Consider the following 17,614-nt stretch of genomic DNA (forward strand, 5'->3'; position numbering starts at 1 on the left):
ATGACACCCGGTACGACGCAGCCCAGCACCATCCGGTTCCAGGCCGCCGCCACTCAGCGCACACGAGTGACCGCCGGGCGCATCGCGAAGTGTCGATTCGAGGACGTGCAAGTGCGTCACGCATAGGGTGATCGCAGTCACACCTGCGACCATGGAGACCCCACACATGTCACTGAAAGCGGCCGACGATCCACACGTCGAATTGCTGAAGACAGACCCCGACCTACCACCTGTCGGAGTCGTCGATTCCCATCCCATGACGCCGATCAAGCGTCTGATGCTCGTCGTTATCGGCCTGCTCGGCGGCGTCGCCTGGACGATCATCGCCATCGTCCGCGGCGAGAATCCCAACGCAGTCTGGTTCGTCATCGCCGCGGTGTGTACCTACATCTTCGCGTTTCGCTTCTACGCCAGACTGATCGAACGCAAGATCGTCTTTCCTCGCGACGACCGAGCCACGCCCGCCGAGATCTTGGAGAACGGCAAGGACTACATGCCGACGGACCGTCGGGTGCTGTTCGGCCATCACTTCGCAGCAATCGCGGGAGCGGGCCCCCTCGTCGGACCGGTTCTGGCTGCCCAGATGGGCTACCTGCCCGGCACCATGTGGATCATCATCGGCGTCGTGTTCGCCGGGGCCGTCCAGGACTTCCTGGTGCTGTGGATCTCGACGCGTCGCAACGGCCGCAGCCTCGGCCAGATGGCCCGTGACGAACTCGGAGTAGTCGGCGGAACGGCCGCGCTGATCGCGGTGTTCGTCATCATGATCATCCTGATCGCGGTTCTTGCTCTCGTCGTCGTCAACGCGCTCGCCGAAAGTCCGTGGGGCGTGTTCTCCATCGCGCTGACCATCCCCATCGCCCTGTTCATGGGTGTGTACCTGCGCTACCTGCGGCCGGGCAACGTCACCGAGGTCTCGCTCATCGGTGTCGTCCTACTTCTGCTCGCCATCGTCGCCGGCGGCTGGGTCGCCGAAACCGAATGGGGCACAGACTGGTTCACCCTCTCCAAGGTGACGGTCGCCTGGCTGCTCATCGGCTACGGTCTGCTCGCCTGCATCCTGCCGGTGTGGCTGCTGCTCGCCCCGCGCGACTACCTGTCGACATTCATGAAGGTCGGCACCATCGCGCTGCTGGCCGTCGGCATTCTCATCGCCCGTCCAGAGATTCAGATGCCCGCGATGACCACCTTCGCCACCGAGGGCAACGGACCGGCATTCGCAGGATCGCTGTTCCCGTTCCTGTTCATCACCATCGCCTGCGGCGCCCTCTCCGGTTTCCACGCTCTGATCTCCTCCGGCACCACGCCGAAGCTGCTGGAGAAGGAAAAGCAGATGCGCATGATCGGCTACGGCGGCATGCTCACCGAGTCGTTCGTCGCCATCATGGCGCTCATCACCGCCTGCGTTCTCGATCAGCACATCTACTTTGCACTCAACGCTCCGGCCACTCTGACCGGCGGCACCCCGGAGACTGCGGCGACGTACGTCAACGGGTTGGGATTGAGCGGCGGAGACATCTCGGCGGCCGAATTGAGTCAGGCGGCAACCGATGTGGGCGAGGAATCGATCATCTCTCGCACCGGCGGCGCACCGACCCTCGCGTTCGGCATGTCCGAGGTTCTGCATCAGGTGTTCGGCGGCGAATCGCTCAAGTCGTTCTGGTACCACTTCGCGATCATGTTCGAGGCACTGTTCATCCTCACCACGGTCGATGCCGGCACCCGCGTCGCACGCTTCATGCTCTCCGACAGCATCGGCAACCTGCCCGGAGCCTCGGCCAAGAAGTTCAAGGACCCGTCGTGGCGTCCCGGAGCATGGATCTGCTCGCTGATCGTCGTCGCAGCCTGGGGCGCAATCCTTCTCATGGGAGTCACCGACCCGCTCGGCGGCATCAACACCCTGTTCCCGCTGTTCGGTATCGCCAATCAGTTGCTCGCCGCCATCGCCCTGACGGTGGTCATGGTGATCGTCGTCAAACGAGGCCTCTACAAGTGGGCCTGGATCCCTGGCATTCCACTTGCCTGGGACCTCATCGTCACGATGACGGCCTCGTACCAGAAGATCTTCTCCTCCACCCCGGCCATCGGTTACTGGACGCAGCATTCTCAGTTCCGTGACGCGAAGGAGCAGGGCCTGAGCAGCTTCGGCAGCGCGAAGACCCCCGAGGCCATCGACGCGGTCATTCGCAATACGTTCATCCAGGGCACGCTGTCGATCATCTTCGCGATACTCGTCCTGGTCGTCGTCATCGCCGGAGTCATCGTGTGCGTCAGAGCCGTTCGCGGTGCTGATCTGCCGGACAACGAGGAGCCGGAGGTGCCGTCGAAGATCTTCGGTCCCGCCGGATTCGTCCTCACCCCCGCCGAGAAGCAGATTCAGGCCGAGTGGGACGAACTGATCGATGCGGGCACCGTTCGACGCCCCGGGTCGGCGCACTAGATGCGCGGGCTGTGGTGGTGGATTACCTCGGTGATGGGTGATCACGATTACGACCGCTACGTCGCGCATCTGGCCCGGCACCACCCGGGCCAGGAGCCACCGACCGTGCGGCAGTACTGGAAAGACCGGCACGCGGAGGCGGACCGAAATCCGGGAGCTCGCTGCTGTTAGGGCTTCGCCGTCGTGCGCGTTTTGCGCCCCTCCAGGTACGCAAAACGCGCACGACCGCAGCCGCGTCCGATTTCCGCTAGCACTGGCGGGATCGCGCTGACACAGTAGGAGCATGAGCAGCGAACGGCAGGTGCAAGAACTGGACTTCGATCGGTGTTATCGCGCGGTCTCCTCGCGTGACGCACGGTTCGACGGCCAGTTCTTCACCGCCGTCTCCACCACCGGCATCTACTGTCGACCCTCCTGCCCGGCGCGCACCCCCAAGCCCGGCAACGTCTCGTTTTTGGCCACGGCAGCAGCGGCCCAACAATCCGGCTACCGCGCCTGCCGCCGTTGCCAGCCCGACGCCACCCCCGGTTCCCCACGATGGAACATCCACTCGGATCTCAGTTCTCGTGCGATGCGGCTGATCTCCGACGGAGCCGTCGAGCGCGGGGGCGTCGACGGCCTCGCCAGCACCCTCGGCTACTCGAGCCGCCAACTGACTCGCGTTCTGACGGCAGAAGTGGGTGCCGGGCCGCTCGCGTTGGCTCGCGCCCATCGCGCGCATACCGCCCGCACGTTGATCCAGACCACCGACATGTCGATGGCCGACATTGCCTTCGCCGCCGGCTTCTCGAGCGTCCGCCAGTTCAACGACACCGTCAAAGAGGTCTTCGCCGTCGATCCGACGACCCTGCGGCGAGAAGCGCACCGCTCGGCCGTACCTACTGCGGGTGGCACCGTCACGTTGCGACTGCCCTACCGCCCGCCGCTGGACCGCGGCTGGGTCGAGTGGTTCCTGCGAGGCCATGTGGTCGAGGGCATCGAATCGTTTTCCGACGACGGCGAATACGTGCGTTCACTGCAGTTACCGCACGCTGCCGGACTGGTGGCACTGCGCATCCTGGACGGATTCGTCAGCGCCGCACTGACTCTGCAGGACATGCGCGATCTCGCTCCGGCCGTGGCCAGGATTCGACACCTGCTCGATCTCGACGCCGATCCGCTTGCCGTCGACGAAGCCCTACGCGCCGACCCCCAGCTCGCGCCGAGCGTCGAGGCCCATCCGGGCATCAGGGCCCTCGGGGTCGTCGACGGGGCGGAGATGTTGCTGCGCACCGTCATCGGGCAACAGATCTCGCTGAAGGCAGCGGCCACCCACACCGCCAGGCTCGTCGACGCGCTCGGGGCACCACTGGATTTCGGCGACGGACGCGTCGGACGGCTGTTCCCCGACGCTGCCGTCATCGCCGAACGCGGCCACGAGGTCCTCACCGGCCCGGCGGCTCGGGTCCAGACCGTCATCCGCGTCGCCGACGCCATCGCGTCGGGAACGGTGACATTGCACCCCGCGCGGGAGGGTCCCGATCTGGAACGAGAACTGCTCGCGCTCAAGGGAATCGGACCGTGGACAGCCCGCTATGTCGTCATGCGACTGCTGGGTGACCCCGACGTTCTGCTCGACACCGATCTCGTCGTCCGGCAAGGCGCACAGGCGCTGGACATTTCGTTGAAGAACTCCCAACGCTGGGCACCGTGGCGTTCGTACGTCTCGATGCACCTGTGGATCACCGCACTGGAAAGAAGGCAGGCATGATGGCCACCTCCGCAACGCAGGACACCCCTATCGGTCCGTTCACCACCATCGTCGACGCCGATCAGCGTGTGCTGGCGTCGGGCTGGACCGCCGACGTCGAGGAACTCCGAGTGTTGATCCATCCGACGTTGCGACCTACCGATGTCCGCTCGGCGGCCGACCTCGGTGCCGTCACCGCAGCTGTCGACTCCTACCACCGCGGCGACGTCGACCGCATCGACGACATCGACGTCGCACAACGATCGGGCGAATTCCTGATGCACGCCTGGGACGTGCTGCGCACTGTCGAACCTGGAGCGCCGGTGACGTACTCCGCGTTCGCGGAATTGTCCGGACGGCCGACGGCGATTCGCGGTGCCGCATCGGCGTGCGCGCGCAATGCCGCCGCCCTGTTCGTACCGTGCCACCGAGTGGTTCGGATCGGCGGTGCGCTCGGTGGATTTCGTTGGGGACTGCCGACGAAGAAGTGGCTGTTGGCCCACGAGGCGCTCTGACCGACACCGCGTCGGAGTGGGACGTTAAGGTTCTTCACGAACCGCCACCCGCCGAATGTGAGGACCCACCGTGACCGAATCGGCAGTTCCCGGCAGTACTGCGAAGCCCGCGAAGTCCGGACGAGATCGCGGGGACCTCATCGGAACCGGTGGCCTCTGGCTGGCGAAATGGTCGCTCATCCTGATCTCCATCGCGGCCGGCGCGTGGGTGTTCGGTTGGCTGATCGGTCATCTCTGGGTGATTCTGCTACCGGTTCTACTCGCGGTGATCGTGGCCACGGTTCTGTGGCCACCTGCGAAATTGATGATGCGCCTTGGTTTTCCGCCTGCGTTGGCATCGTCCGTGTCGCTCGTGGTGTTCTTCGTCGTGATCGGCGGGGTCATCACTCTGATCATTCCGTCGGTGGCCGAGCAGGCTCCCGAGTTGGTCGATCAGGCGTCGGGTGGCATCGGTCAGGTGCAGGACTGGCTCAAGGGACCTCCGCTCAACATCGGCGACGACCAGATCGACAATGCGGTATCGGCAATCGTCTCGCGGCTGCAAGACAGCGGCGACGTCATCGCGACCGGCGTGTTCAGCGGCGTCTCGGCAGCCGGTTCCATCCTCGTGACCCTTGCCCTGGTGCTCGTGCTGTCGTTCTTCTTCGTCAAGGACGGCCCGAAGTTCCTGCCGTGGCTGCACGGATTCTCCGGCGGCCGCGCGGGACGCCATCTCGGCGAAGTCCTCTCCCGCATGTGGGTGACGCTGGGCGGTTTCATCCGGACCCAGGCCATCGTCAGCTTCATCGACGCGTTCTTCATCGGGCTCGGATTGGTGATCCTCGGTGTCCCGCTGGCATTGGTGCTCGCCACCCTGACGTTCCTCGGTGGCTTCATCCCCATCGTCGGTGCGTTCGTCGCGGGCGCTCTCGCTGTGCTCGTCGCATTGGTAGCCAACGGTCTGACGACCGCGTTGATCGTGCTCGCGATCATCCTCGCGGTGCAGCAGCTCGAAGGCAACGTGCTGCAGCCGATCCTGCAGAGCCGCAGCATGAATCTGCATCCAGCGATCGTGCTGCTCGCCGTCACCGGAGGTAGCTCGCTGTTCGGGATCATCGGCGCGTTCCTCGCAGTGCCCGCCGCGGCGGTGGCTGCTGTGCTGATTCGCTACGTCTCCGAACAGATCGACGAGCGATCGAACGAGCCCGATCAGGACGAGCTCGAGGATCAGATCCCCGCACCCGAGGGACTGACCGACGAACAGGCCGGCCTCGAAGATGAGGACGAGGACGAGAAGGCTACGACGGAGAAGAAGTAGCTCCGATCAGGACGCGACGACCTGCAGTGTCGAGCCCGCGCGTCCACGCTTGACGTAGAGGCGGCTCGGAATGCGCTGACGCATTTCGTCGACGTGACTGACGACTCCGACGACGCGGCCGCCCGCACGTAATTCGTCGAGCACGGCCATCACCGATTCCAGCGTGTCCGCATCCAGCGTGCCGAACCCCTCGTCGATGAACATGGTGTCGAGAACGACCCCGCCGGATTCGGCGGCCACGACATCGGCGAGACCCAGCGCGAGCGAGAGCGACGCCAGAAACGCCTCGCCGCCCGACAACGTCTTGGCCGACCGCACCACACCGGTGTAGTCGTCGCGGATGTCGAGACCGAGTCCACCCCGCTTTCCGCGAACGCCGGCCTCGTCGGAGTGCACGAATTCGTAACGACCGGAGGACATCCGACGCAAGCGTGCCGATGCCGACTCGGCGACGTCCTCGAGACGGGACGCAAGCACGTAGGACCGCAGCGACATCTTGCGTGCATTCTGCCCACGCCCGGCGACCACATCCGCCAGGTTGGCGAGCTCGTCGAACTCGGCGCGTTGCGGCGCGATGGCCGCAGCCGCGACGAACAGTTCGGCGACCAACCGCTCGAGATCGTCCGCGCGTCGGCGACACTCGGCCACCTCCCCCGCGGCGACCTTCGCCTCGCCGTCCAATTCGGCGAACCGGGCACGCAGCGGATCCAGGTCGATCGGCGGTTGCCCGCTCTGGGCGACGATGCCGGGTTCGAGCAGCACGTGTTCGGCGTGTGCCCGACGCTCCTCTGCCAGACGAAGCTCGGTCTCGATCTGCTCGACGCGGTCTTCGGTGAGAACGGCATCTGCTGCTGCATCGGCGGAATCGAAGTTCGATGCCGATACCCGTCGATCCAGTTCGCCGCGCAGCGCGGCGTGCTGCTCGCTGGCATCGAGCCAGGCGATTCGCGCTTCCTGCAGTCGGCGGGCACCGTCGATCAGCTTCTCGCACTCGGCAATTCGCTCGGTCAACGATGTGCCTTCGGCAATTTCCTCGGCTACCGACGCTCGCATCTGCGCCACCGATCGCTCGGTGGCTGCGATGCGTTCGTCGAGCGCGCTGCGCCTGGCGACAAGATCCTGCAGCGTGACCGCCAGCGCATCCGACTCGGCGCGCAGCCGACGCAGCTCGGTCGTCGCCGGGTCGAGGTCGGCGGCCCTCGCTCGGGCGTCTCGGACGGCAGTCGTCGCCGCATCGAGGGTGTGAGCAAGCTCCGCGGCGGAGGCTCCGCCCGTCCGGTCGTGCAGCAGATCGACCGCACGACTGGCGTCGGCGACGGCCGCGATCGACCGTTCCAGCTCGGCAGCGCATTTTCGCTCCGCGGCAGCGGCCTTGTCCTCCTGCGCTTTCGTGACCGTCGACGTGGCGGCAGCTGCCGGATTCGGATGCTCGGCCGACCCGCAGACGACACACGGCGCACCGGGCTCGAGGCGAGCAGCCAGCTCTGCGGCCATGCCGTCGATGCGGCGTTCGCGCAGCTCGAGCAAATGCTCCCAGGCGCTGTTGCGCGCGGTTGCAGCACGGTCCCTGACGCGTTCTGCCTCGACGAGAACAGCTCGGGTCCGCACCAATTCGAGGGCCGACTCGGCGGCCGCCTGAGCGCGGGCGCACCGCTCGTCCAGTCCCGGAAGCTCGGCAGCGGCCGCAGCTGCGCGCGCCACCCGCGCTTCCACAGCGGCGAGGGTCTCGGGAAGTGTCGCCTGTTTCGTCGCCGTGCGTTCGATGGCAGCAACGGTCTCGGCACGCTGTGCGCGCTGTTCTGCGAGCTCGGCGTCCAGCCGGTCGGCCTCACGGGCTGTTCCGAGCAGCGACTGCAGCCGTGCGACATCGGTGGTCCATGCTCGCACGAACTCGGCAACCACTGCTCGCTCGTCGGCCGGATCGGTTCGGAGCGGCGGCCACTGCAGTGCGTCGTGGAAGCGCCTGCCCTCTGCGGACGTCGGCAGTGCCTGTTCCGCGGCGGTCAGCGCTGTGGTGGCCGCATCTGCGGTGGTGGCGGCAAGGCGAAGATCGGCGACAGCGTCGGCGATGGGACCCGCAGCAGCAGAGTCGGCCAGTTCCGAGCGTCGCGCTGCTCGGGCGGCTTCGCCGTCCCGGTACTGCGCGAGTTGCTCTTCGGCGATGGCGCGTCGGCGCTGCAGGTCCAGGGCGCTGGTGGCCTCGGCCAGCGCGGCGGACGCACGCCCGGCCGCCGCGTCGACCAGCACCGCACGACCCTGAGCGAGAGTTCTGTTCTGCCGTGCACCGTCCAGAACTCGTGCCGCCCATTCGAGCGGATCCTGGGCCTGCTCACCGGGCGCGGCGTCGTCGGTGGACGGCTCGGGTACGCCCGCGGCCTGGGACACTCTGCCCAGCATGATGTCGATGGCCTGGTCGGCGTCGGCAAGACCGGCGGCCAATTCTCGACGCCGCTCAGCGAACCATTCCTCCACGTCGCCGAATCTGCCTGTGTCGAAAAGTCTTTCGAGTAGGTTTCCTCGCTCGTCGCTGTCTGCTCGCAGAAACTTCGCGAACTCGCCCTGCGGCAACAACACCACTTGAAAGAACTGATCGGCACTCATTCCGAGCAACCCGTTGACCGCGTCGCCGATCTCGTTGAGCCGCGTCAGGTTCTGCCCACGCCCATCGAGCCACGTGAGACTCGCCTTGGCATGCTGCTTGGTGGTGCCTGCAGTCCTGAGCTTGGGGCGCAGAAACTCCGGACTGCGCACGATCCTGATTCGTCGCCCACCGAGCGTTGCTTCGAGGGTCACCTGCGGGACGGCACCTGTCGCGGCGTGGTCGGACAGCAGCCTCTTGCCCTCCCGCCGCGCTCCGGGAACGGTGCCGTAGAGCGCAAAGGCAACGGCGTCGAGCACTGTCGTCTTCCCGGCTCCGGTCTGGCCGTGCAACAGAAACAACCCGTCGGCTCCCAGCGCGTCGAAATCGACCGTCTCCGTTCCCGCGAAGGGGCCGAAGGCGGTGATCTCGAGTGAGTGCAGCCTCATGCAGCGCCGCGGTCGACGGTGCTCGCCGGTGTGCGCGTGGATTCGGCCTCGCGCTGCACGGAAGCAAGTGCGCGCTCGAAGAGTGCGGACTCGGCTGCGGTGGGCGCGCTACGCATGTCCGTCAGGAACGACGTCGCAATCTCGAGGTCGCTGCGGCCGCGGACACGATCGCGATACCGAAGCCCCCCGTCGTCTTCGGGTCGACGCCACTCGAGATGGATCGCGTGCCGAAAACGCTGTTGCAGCAACCGCATTGCATCGATGGGACGTACCTCGTCGGTCAGCACCACCGAGACGTAGTGGTCCTCGTATTCGGAAAAGGCTGCGTGAGTGGTCAATTCCTCGACCGTGCCCTCGATGCGGGCGAGACCGCGAACCACCGGCAAGTCCACTCGATCGACGCTGCCGAGCCCGTCGGCGTCGAGTTCGAGAATCCACACGGCCTTACGGTGCGAGCGTTCGCCGAACGAGTACGGCAACGGGGAGCCGGAGTACCGGACCCGCTCGGTGAGTGTCTGCGGAGAATGCAGATGACCCAGGGCCACGTAGTCGACGCCGTCGAATGCCGATGCCGGTGCGGTTTCGATTCCCCCGGACGAAATCGATCGCTCCGAACCGGTCGCTTCGCCGCCGACAATGAACGCATGCGCGAGGACGACGGACCGAACATGTTGCCCTGCTTCGTCTCTCGCCGCGAGGTCGGCGCGCACCAGGTCCATGGCAGCATCGAGCACCTCGGCGTGCGTCCGTGCCGCCGGAACGTCGAGTTCGACTCGGGTGGTCTCGGGCTCGAGGTACGGAATGCCGTAGAACGCAACCGATCCGTGCTCGTCGTCGACGACCACCGGGGTCGCGACGCTGCCGACCGTGGTCATCAGATGCAGTCCACCGGCCGAGGCGAACGCAGCTCCGGCACCCAACCGAGCGGGTGAATCGTGGTTACCCGACGTCGCGACGATGACGGCTCCGGCGGCTCTGATCGCTTCGAGTCCGCGATTGCACACCACTACGGCATCCGCGCTCGGCACGGCGCGGTCGTAGATGTCACCCGGGACGACGACCACGTCGATCGACTGTGCGGCAACCAGTTCCGCGATGGACTCGAGCACTGCGCCCTGATCGGCCAACAGGTCGACACCGTGAAAGGTGCGACCTATGTGCCAGTCCGAGGTGTGCAGGATTCTCATGTCCACGACGCTATCGGCAACCACCGACAAACTATTCGAGGCTCGTCGGCCTGTCGGGCGTGAGCATCGACCCACAGCTCGTCTCGCCCGAACTTGTCGGTGGCGTGCTGCATCATCGGCACCATGAACATTCTCACCGCGCTCGGCCTGCTCGTCGCCCTCGCCATCGGCGGCGTGGTGGGGTGGCTGTTGCATGCCTCTCGGGTGGGTGATCGGGCCGTACGAGCGGAGGCCCAGCTGGCGGCTCTACGCCAGAACGAGGCGCTGCTTCGCCAGTCGCTGAGCGCGGTGAACGAGGATTCCGCGCGGCGCAATTCGACGGTCATCGGCCAGCAGGTGTCCCATCTGGTGGAGCCACTGCACGACGCCGTCGATGCTCTGGCCGAGCACGTTCGAGAAGTCGAGCACCACCGCATCAGGGCGTACGCGGGCCTGTCGGAACAGGTCACCGGAATGCATCGCGCGTCGATGCAGCTCTCCATGCAGACCGGACAACTGGTCACCGCACTGCGCGCACCGCAGATCCGAGGTCGGTGGGGCGAGATCCAGCTCGAACGGGTCGTCGAACTCGCCGGAATGGTCAAGCACTGCGACTTCGACACTCAGGTGAGCAAGGACGGCTTTCGACCCGACATGATCGTTCGCCTCGCCGGCGATCGGCAGATCGTCGTCGACGCCAAGGTGCCGTTCGCTGCCTACCTCGACGCCGCGCAGGACGAAGAACCGGGTGCTCGCGACAAGCATCTGCGCCGCCACGCCAAGCAATTGCGCACCCACATCGATCAACTGGCCGACAAGGCCTACTGGGAGGCGTTCGAGCCGACGCCGGAGTTCGTCGTCCTGTTCGTTCCCGGCGACCCGTTTCTCGACGCCGCGTTGACGTCGGATACGAGCCTGCTGGAGTACGCCTTCGGCCGGAACGTGATTCTTGCCACCCCGACCACTCTGGTCGCTCTGCTGCGCACCGTCGCGTACACCTGGAAGCAGGAGTCGATCGCCGAGGACGCGGCGCGGATCCACCAGCTGGGCCGCGAACTGTACGGCCGCATCGGAATCGTCTCGACACATCTCGACAAGCTCGGAGCCCACCTCGGCAAGGCCGTGGAGTCCTTCAACTCCACCGTCGGGTCGGTCGACAGCAGGGTGGGTGTCACCGCCCGCAAGCTGCACGAGCTCGAGCTGTTCGACGCCGAACCGGTGGAGATCGCACGCGTGGACGAGCGTCCCAAGCTGTCCGATTCGTCCCGCTACCGGCACGACTTCGGTCATGTCAGCGATGCAGCGGGCTGAACTACGGCTAACCTCGAGGGGTGTCTACCTCCCAACGTGCCCGATCCGGGGTACCGCTGGATCACCGATCCATCCTCGCGACCCTGCCCGGCGTACCAGCGTGGGGTGCCGTTGCGATCGCCGCAGGGCTGACCTTTCTCGGATTTCTCATCGACGCCGCGCGTGGAACCGAGCTGACCGGTGCGTTCGCGTTCCTCTACATCCTCGGCTGCATCGCGGCGGTATTGCTGGTCCGCTACCGCGGACTGTTCACCGCGATGGTCCAAGCCCCGTTGATTCTGTTCGTGGCAGTGCCGCTGTCGTACCAGTACTTCACCGACAACGCGGGCACCAGCCTCAAGGACATCATCCTGAACGTGGCGATTCCGCTGGTCAACCGATTTCCATTGATGCTGCTCGGCACCCTCGTGGCCGTCGGCCTCGGTGCCGTACGCATCGTGCTGAAGCGGCAGAACACGCACGCGCCCGCAGTTCGACGCAGCACGAAGACCGCCGACACACCTCGGCGTCGCACGAAATCGGAAGACGCCCCTCGTCGAAGCACCAAGGCCGGAGACTCCGCTCGCCGGAGCCCGACCTCCGAGGACGACACACTCACCCGGGCACAGCGGCGAGCGCAGGAAGACCGTCCGTCGCGCGCTCGTAGCCGTCGAGCTGCGGCAGACCGTGACGACGTGTCCGCGGTCGAGGCCACCGACATCGTGCCCGAGCCGTACGTGGGCCGCCGAGGAACTTCTCGCGCCGCAACCGACTCCGGTGCCGCGCCACGAAGGTCGGCAACAACCCCCGGGGCGACGCCCGGATACGCACGTCAGGCGAGTCCGCAGCCCGAGTACCAGCGGCCCTCCCGATCACGCGCCCAGTACCCGCAGGATCGCACGCCCCCACCCGGCGTAGCGCGCCCGTCGCGGCCCCAGCCGTCCGAGGCACCGTATTCGACGGAACCTCGCCGGGAGCGTTCACCTCGGGTTCAGCCGCCGCGGGACGCCGTCGATCCGTACTCCAGCAGCGCTCGGCACACAGTCGAACCGGTTGTGAACGACGCGCCGCCGAACGTGCGCCGTGACGACATTCCTCCGCATCCGGTGCCGCAGGTTCGGTACCGCGACCGCCACGCCGACGACTGACCCCACCGATACCGGTGGGTCATGGACCGGTCAGCGTGCGGGGCGCAGCTCGCGGGGCAAGGAGAAGACCAGGGTCTCGTTCGCGGTGGTGACGGGCTGCACGTCCGCGTATCCGTGCTCGGCGAACAGGTCGATGACGCCCTGAACCAGGATCTCCGGCACGGACGCTCCCGACGTGATGCCTATGGTCTCGACGCCGTCGAGCCACGCCAGGTCGATCTCTTTCGCGTAATCCACCAGGTAGCTGGCCCGTGCGCCGGCACCGAGGGCGACCTCGACCAGGCGCACCGAGTTCGACGAGTTCTTCGAGCCGACGACGATCACCAGATCGCACTCCGGTGCCATCGCCTTCACCGCGACCTGACGGTTCTGCGTGGCGTAGCAGATGTCGTCGCTCGGCGGATCCTGCAAGGTCGGGAACCGCTCACGCAGCTTCGCGACCGTCATCATGGTCTCGTCGACGCTCAGCGTGGTCTGCGAAAGCCAGATGACCTTGTTCTCGTCGCGCACCGTGACGCTGTCCACCGATTCCGGGCCGTCCACGAGCTGGATGTGCTCGGGTGCCTCACCTGCGGTGCCCTCGACCTCCTCGTGGCCCTCGTGGCCGATGAGCAGAATGTCGTAGTCGTCTCGGGCGAACCGCTTGGCTTCCTGGTGCACCTTGGTCACCAGCGGGCAGGTCGCGTCGATCGTCCGCAGGTTCCGCTCGGCGGCAGAAGTGTGGACCGCAGGCGAGACACCGTGCGCCGAGAACACCAGCAGCGAACCCTCGGGCACCTCGTCGGTTTCCTCGACGAACACCGCACCGCGATCGGACAGCGTCTCGACCACGTGCTTGTTGTGCACGATCTCCTTGCGCACGTACACCGGCGCACCGTGCTGTTCGAGAGCCTTCTCGACGGTCTCGACGGCGCGATCCACGCCCGCGCAGTAGCCGCGCGGCTCGGCGAGAAGCACTCGCTTACCCCCGGCATGCGCGGTCGTGTGCGAGCCGGCGGAGTGTGCGATACCAAGATTCAAAGGAACGGCCGAAGACATACCTCCCAGGATACGTGTATCGCAGCAACCGGGTCATTCCGCAGGCCCTGGCCTGTCGGCTACCCAAAGACGACGACTTCGGGCAGTCTGGTGTGCATGACTCGACTCCCCTTTGCGGCGCGGGTGGCTGCAGGCGTCGCCGTGACCGTCGTGGAAGAGGCCCGCAAGCTTCCCGGTTCCGCGTTGATGTTGCCGATGACCGTCGTCAGCGAGGCGTTGGCGCGCGGCATGCGGCTTCAGCAGCAGGTGACAGCCCTCGCCATCAAGGGCGATCTGGTCATTTCGGCTCTGCCGGTGATCGGAACTCCGCGCGAGGAGCAGCCGTCGTGGGCGAGTTTCGACGAGGACGAGGACGACGCGTTCCCGGCCACGTCGAGGTTCGACTCCGCAGCAGTCACCGATGACGTCGATGTTCCCGACGCACCGGTGGCCGAGCCCATCGCCGCGAACGGACGATTTGCTCTGTACTCGACGCCTCCGCTGGACGAACCGGTGCAGGACACGTCGGCGAAGCCCGCAGCATCTGCGACGAAGCCCGAGATCGTCGAGATGATCGACTTCGACACTCTTGCCCTGGCTCAGTTGCGCGCACGGCTGCGCACGCTGTCCATCGAGGATCTGGAAACCCTGCTCGAGTACGAGAACGCGACGTCGGCTCGCGCACCGTTCCAGACCATGCTCGCCAACCGAATCACCACCGCCAAGGCGAAGTGAGCACTCCCCCCACTCAGTCCGGCCCCGCCCCATCCGGTGCGAGCACCGCCGAACAACCATGGCCGGTGCGCACCGTCGCGATGAAGGTCGCCGGGTGGATCGACAAACTCGGCAGCATCTGGGTCGAGGGTCAGCTGACGCAGATCAACGCCCGCCCCGGCACGCGCACGGCATTTCTGACTCTGCGTGATCCGTCGGCGGACATGTCGTTGTCGGTGACCTGCTCGCCGCAGCTGCTGGATCGTTCGCCCGTTCCACTGACCGAGGGCGCGCGCGTCATCCTCTACGGCAAGCTGTCGTTCTTCACCGGCCGTGGCACCATTTCGCTGCGCGCCACCGATATTCGCGCTGTGGGTGTCGGCGAACTACTGGCCCGCATCGAACGGCTCCGGGCTCTGCTGGCGGCCGAAGGACTGTTCGACCCGCGACTCAAGCGTCCGCTGCCGTTCCTGCCCGGCACCATCGGGCTCATCACCGCTCGCGCCAGCGCAGCCGAGAAGGACGTCCTCACCGTCGCGCAGAGGCGTTGGCCTGCAGTGCGGTTCGAGGTACGGAACACTCCGGTTCAGGGTCCACAATCGGTGCCGGCAATCCTGGACGCGTTGAAGGATCTGAACGACGACCCGCGCGTCGACGTCATCGTTCTCGCCCGCGGCGGCGGTAGCGTCGAGGATCTGTTGCCGTTCTCCGACGAGGCACTGTGCCGAGCCATCTCACGGGCGACGACGCCGATCGTCAGCGCCATCGGACACGAACCCGACAGTCCCCTCAGCGATCACGTCGCCGACCTGCGCGCCGCCACCCCCACCGATGCCGCCAAGCTCGTGGTGCCCGACGCCGTCGCCGAACAAGCGTTGGTCGCGGAGCTTAAGGCCAGAAGCGCTGCAGCGCTCCGCAATTGGGTGGAACGGGAGGCGCGCGGGCTGGAGATGCTGCGGCATCGACCCGTGTTGGCCGATCCGTTGGCGGCCCTCGAACAGCGTCGCGAGGAAGTTCGGCGACTCGCCGATGCAGCTCGACGCGACGTGCAACGCGAGCTGACCACCCAGGACACGCTCGTCGAACATCTGCGGGCGAGACTGTCGACGCTGGGGCCTGCTGCCACACTTGCCCGGGGCTATGCCGTCGTACAGCGGGTGGTGCCGGGTGCAGATCCCGAGGTACTGCGTTCGGTCGAGGACGCGCCGCCGGGTACACAGATCAGGGTGCGGGTGGCCGACGGTGCCGTCACCGCCGCAGTAATGGGCCGAGTGAAATGACAGAGGGAGATTCGATGAGCGAGAACGAAGACAAGCCGGTGTCCGAACTGGGCTACGAGGAAGCCCGCGACGAGCTGGTCGGCGTGGTGAAGATCCTCGAGCAGGGCGGGCTCGACCTCGACGCTTCCCTGGCCCTGTGGGAGCGCGGCGAACAATTGGCGACGCGCTGCGAAGAACAACTGGCGGGCGCCCGCAAGCGCATCGAGACCGCGCTGGCGAGCACCGAGAACGACAGCTAGGGCGCGAGCGGTTCGGTGGCCTCGACCGCAGCCGCGAGAGTGGTGAATTCCTCGGTGTTCGCCGTGCCGCCCAACAGGATTCGCACGTCACCGAAGTCCGAGACCCAGTAGGTGCGCGAGCCTTCCTCGCCGTACACGACCCAGTCTCGACCCGAGACGTTCTGCGCGCCCGACACGTACACCGTCTCCCCGGCCACGAACGGCACCACCAGTTCCTCGGACGCGGCCGTCTGAGTCAACTGCAGGTACGCACCCGATCCGGTGATGTATCCGACAGTCGACGCCGCTCCACCGCTGTCACCGGAAATGGTCGCGCGGCTGCCCGAATTGGGCGTCCATTCCTCGGGAACGACCGGATTGCGCACCGGGAACCCTATTTCGGCCGCGTCGTACTGCAGTGCCGAGTTCACGTCGAAGTTGGGAATGGGTCCCTGCTTGGGTCCACCCGGGCTCAACGAGCACTGACTGGCCACGCCTGCGATCAACAAACACGCAATGACCAGCGGAATCAGCGACCAGACCATGTCGCGGTTGTTGTTGAGAATCCGAGGTTTGCTGTTTGCCACATCTCCAGTATCCCCTCTGTGCGGCAGTGCTCGGTCGGCGCGTACCTCACAGTCGACCCGACCCCACCGCGGGCATCACAGAAGTGAGATAATCCTGCCTGGGTAACACCCCACCAACCAGGAGGCTACAAACCGATGACGGCCAGCACCGAGTCCACTCGCGCCATGGCGCCAGATCGCAACCTCGCACTCGAACTCGTCCGCGTCACCGAGGCCGGTGCGCTCGCCTCGGGTCGCTGGGTCGGTCGGGGCGACAAGGAAGGTGGCGACGGAGCAGCCGTCGACGCGATGCGTCAGTTGGTCAGCTCGGTCTCCATGCGCGGCGTCGTCGTCATCGGCGAAGGCGAGAAGGACGAAGCGCCGATGCTCTACAACGGCGAGCAGGTCGGCAACGGAAACGGACCCGAGGTGGACTTCGCCGTCGACCCCGTCGACGGAACCACCCTGATGGCCAAGGGCATGCCCAACGCCATCTCGGTACTCGCCGTTGCCGAACGCGGCGCGATGTTCGACCCCTCGGCCGTGTTCTACATGGAGAAGATCGCCGTCGGACCCGATTACGCCGACGTCATCGACATCACCGTCCCCGTCGCCGAGAACATCGCCCGCATCGCCAAGATCAAGAAGGGTTCCGCCTCCGACGTGACGGTGTGCATCCTCGACCGCCCCAGGCATGCCGAACTGATCCAGCAGGTGCGCGACGCCGGATCACGCATCCGGTTGATCTCCGACGGTGACGTCGCCGGTGCCATCGCCGCCGCTCGTCCCGACTCCGGCACCGACATGCTCATCGGCACCGGCGGAACGCCCGAGGGCATCATCGCGGCCGCCGCGATGCGCTGCATGGACGGCGCGATCCTGGGCCGTCTGGCACCCACGGACGACACCGAGAAGCAGAAGGCCATCGACGCCGGGCACGACCTCGATCGCGTCCTCGACACCAAGGACCTCGTCTCGGGCGAGAACGTCTTCTTCACCGCCACCGGCGTCACCGACGGCGACCTGCTGCGCGGCGTCCGCTACGCGGGCGGCGGAGCCCACACCCAGTCCATCGTCATGCGCTCCAAGTCCGGCACCGTGCGCATGATCGACGCCTACCACCGCCTCGAGAAGCTGCGCGAGTACTCCTCGGTGGACTTCGACGCCGACGAATCCGGCCAGGCACCGTCCTTCTGATCCCCGAAAC

Annotated in this window: 15 protein-coding genes; 11 read left to right on the forward strand and 4 right to left on the reverse strand. The window is 66.3% G+C overall.

All coding sequences use genetic code 11. From position 1 onward, the window contains the following. Nucleotides 1-166 precede the first annotated feature (166 nt). The 5 genes from CH266_RS07185 (at nt 167) to CH266_RS07205 (ending at nt 5,981) form a co-directional block, all read left to right on the forward strand. Complete coding sequence (locus tag CH266_RS07185; protein ID WP_094715214.1) at nt 167-2,440, forward strand: carbon starvation CstA family protein; 2,274 nt, start codon at nt 167-169, stop codon at nt 2,438-2,440. After that, nucleotides 2,441-2,611: a YbdD/YjiX family protein gene (locus CH266_RS07190; protein WP_072692145.1), complete on the forward strand. Its 171-nt coding sequence runs from the start codon at nt 2,441-2,443 to the stop codon at nt 2,609-2,611. 112 nt (nt 2,612-2,723) lie between these two features. Beyond that, nucleotides 2,724-4,190, forward strand: coding sequence for an AlkA N-terminal domain-containing protein (locus CH266_RS07195; RefSeq protein ID WP_057472813.1), 1,467 nt, complete (start codon nt 2,724-2,726; stop codon nt 4,188-4,190). Next, nucleotides 4,190-4,684 carry a methylated-DNA--[protein]-cysteine S-methyltransferase gene (locus CH266_RS07200; protein WP_176457053.1) on the forward strand — a complete coding sequence of 165 codons (495 nt, stop codon included), beginning with the start codon at nt 4,190-4,192 and terminating at the stop codon, nt 4,682-4,684. The genes CH266_RS07195 and CH266_RS07200 overlap by 1 nt, the downstream gene beginning before the upstream one ends. Nucleotides 4,685-4,754: 70 nt before the next feature. Further along, nucleotides 4,755-5,981 (forward strand): AI-2E family transporter, encoded by a 1,227-nt coding sequence (locus CH266_RS07205; protein ID WP_032386274.1) that lies wholly within the window; start codon nt 4,755-4,757, stop codon nt 5,979-5,981. A gap of 6 nt (nt 5,982-5,987) precedes the next feature. Here the strand turns inward: CH266_RS07205 and CH266_RS07210 are convergent, their stop codons facing one another. Then, nucleotides 5,988-9,008, reverse strand: a complete 3,021-nt coding sequence (locus tag CH266_RS07210; RefSeq protein ID WP_094715029.1) for an AAA family ATPase — start codon at nt 9,006-9,008, stop codon at nt 5,988-5,990. Further along, nucleotides 9,005-10,195 (reverse strand): exonuclease SbcCD subunit D, encoded by a 1,191-nt coding sequence (locus CH266_RS07215; protein WP_094715215.1) that lies wholly within the window; start codon nt 10,193-10,195, stop codon nt 9,005-9,007. Before CH266_RS07215 ends, CH266_RS07210 begins: the two co-directional genes overlap by 4 nt. 123 nt (nt 10,196-10,318) lie before the next feature. On the opposite strand from CH266_RS07215, the gene CH266_RS07220 reads away from it, so the two are divergent. Continuing rightward, nucleotides 10,319-11,485 (forward strand): DNA recombination protein RmuC, encoded by a 1,167-nt coding sequence (locus CH266_RS07220; protein WP_032369877.1) that lies wholly within the window; start codon nt 10,319-10,321, stop codon nt 11,483-11,485. A gap of 20 nt (nt 11,486-11,505) precedes the next feature. Beyond that, nucleotides 11,506-12,612 carry a DUF6542 domain-containing protein gene (locus CH266_RS07225; protein WP_176457031.1) on the forward strand — a complete coding sequence of 369 codons (1,107 nt, stop codon included), beginning with the start codon at nt 11,506-11,508 and terminating at the stop codon, nt 12,610-12,612. A gap of 30 nt (nt 12,613-12,642) precedes the next feature. Here the strand turns inward: CH266_RS07225 and CH266_RS07230 are convergent, their stop codons facing one another. Continuing rightward, nucleotides 12,643-13,650: a 4-hydroxy-3-methylbut-2-enyl diphosphate reductase gene (locus tag CH266_RS07230; protein WP_027498130.1), complete on the reverse strand. Its 1,008-nt coding sequence runs from the start codon at nt 13,648-13,650 to the stop codon at nt 12,643-12,645. A gap of 96 nt (nt 13,651-13,746) precedes the next feature. On the opposite strand from CH266_RS07230, the gene CH266_RS07235 reads away from it, so the two are divergent. From CH266_RS07235 to CH266_RS07245, 3 genes are read left to right on the forward strand one after another with little or no spacing between them, the layout of a single operon-like run. Further along, complete coding sequence (locus CH266_RS07235; RefSeq protein ID WP_094715030.1) at nt 13,747-14,364, forward strand: lipid droplet-associated protein; 618 nt, start codon at nt 13,747-13,749, stop codon at nt 14,362-14,364. Beyond that, a complete protein-coding gene (gene xseA, locus CH266_RS07240; protein ID WP_052053104.1) occupies nt 14,361-15,623 on the forward strand; it encodes an exodeoxyribonuclease VII large subunit in 1,263 nt (420 codons plus the stop codon). Before CH266_RS07235 ends, xseA begins: the two co-directional genes overlap by 4 nt. Before the next feature lie 14 nt (nt 15,624-15,637). Then, the gene (locus tag CH266_RS07245) at nt 15,638-15,862 is read left to right on the forward strand and encodes an exodeoxyribonuclease VII small subunit (protein WP_027498133.1); all 225 of its coding nucleotides are present in this window, start codon (nt 15,638-15,640) and stop codon (nt 15,860-15,862) included. Here the strand turns inward: CH266_RS07245 and CH266_RS07250 are convergent. Further along, nucleotides 15,859-16,428 carry a DUF4245 domain-containing protein gene (locus CH266_RS07250; RefSeq protein WP_094715031.1) on the reverse strand — a complete coding sequence of 190 codons (570 nt, stop codon included), beginning with the start codon at nt 16,426-16,428 and terminating at the stop codon, nt 15,859-15,861. The genes CH266_RS07245 and CH266_RS07250 overlap by 4 nt on opposite strands. A 135-nt stretch (nt 16,429-16,563) precedes the next feature. Here CH266_RS07250 and glpX point away from each other — a divergent pair, with 135 nt between their 5' ends. Beyond that, nucleotides 16,564-17,604 (forward strand): class II fructose-bisphosphatase, encoded by a 1,041-nt coding sequence (gene glpX / locus CH266_RS07255; RefSeq protein WP_027498135.1) that lies wholly within the window; start codon nt 16,564-16,566, stop codon nt 17,602-17,604. Nucleotides 17,605-17,614: the final 10 nt, after the last annotated feature.

Source organism: Rhodococcus sp. 06-1474-1B (assembly GCF_002258885.1).
Classification (GTDB): Bacteria; Actinomycetota; Actinomycetes; order Mycobacteriales; family Mycobacteriaceae; genus Rhodococcoides; species Rhodococcoides fascians.

Excerpts from the sequence above, each read along its gene's own strand:
- CH266_RS07185 (WP_094715214.1), top strand. The coding sequence starts at position 167 with ATGTCACTGAAAGCGGCCGACGATCCACACGTCGAATTGCTGAAGACA.
- CH266_RS07190 (WP_072692145.1), top strand. The coding sequence starts at position 2,441 with ATGCGCGGGCTGTGGTGGTGGATTACCTCGGTGATGGGTGATCACGAT.
- CH266_RS07195 (WP_057472813.1), top strand. The coding sequence starts at position 2,724 with ATGAGCAGCGAACGGCAGGTGCAAGAACTGGACTTCGATCGGTGTTAT.
- CH266_RS07200 (WP_176457053.1), top strand. The coding sequence starts at position 4,190 with ATGGCCACCTCCGCAACGCAGGACACCCCTATCGGTCCGTTCACCACC.
- CH266_RS07210 (WP_094715029.1), bottom strand. The coding sequence starts at position 9,008 with ATGAGGCTGCACTCACTCGAGATCACCGCCTTCGGCCCCTTCGCGGGA.
- CH266_RS07215 (WP_094715215.1), bottom strand. The coding sequence starts at position 10,195 with ATGAGAATCCTGCACACCTCGGACTGGCACATAGGTCGCACCTTTCAC.
- CH266_RS07220 (WP_032369877.1), top strand. The coding sequence starts at position 10,319 with ATGAACATTCTCACCGCGCTCGGCCTGCTCGTCGCCCTCGCCATCGGC.
- CH266_RS07230 (WP_027498130.1), bottom strand. The coding sequence starts at position 13,650 with ATGTCTTCGGCCGTTCCTTTGAATCTTGGTATCGCACACTCCGCCGGC.
- CH266_RS07235 (WP_094715030.1), top strand. The coding sequence starts at position 13,747 with ATGACTCGACTCCCCTTTGCGGCGCGGGTGGCTGCAGGCGTCGCCGTG.
- CH266_RS07245 (WP_027498133.1), top strand. The coding sequence starts at position 15,638 with ATGAGCGAGAACGAAGACAAGCCGGTGTCCGAACTGGGCTACGAGGAA.
- glpX (WP_027498135.1), top strand. The coding sequence starts at position 16,564 with ATGACGGCCAGCACCGAGTCCACTCGCGCCATGGCGCCAGATCGCAAC.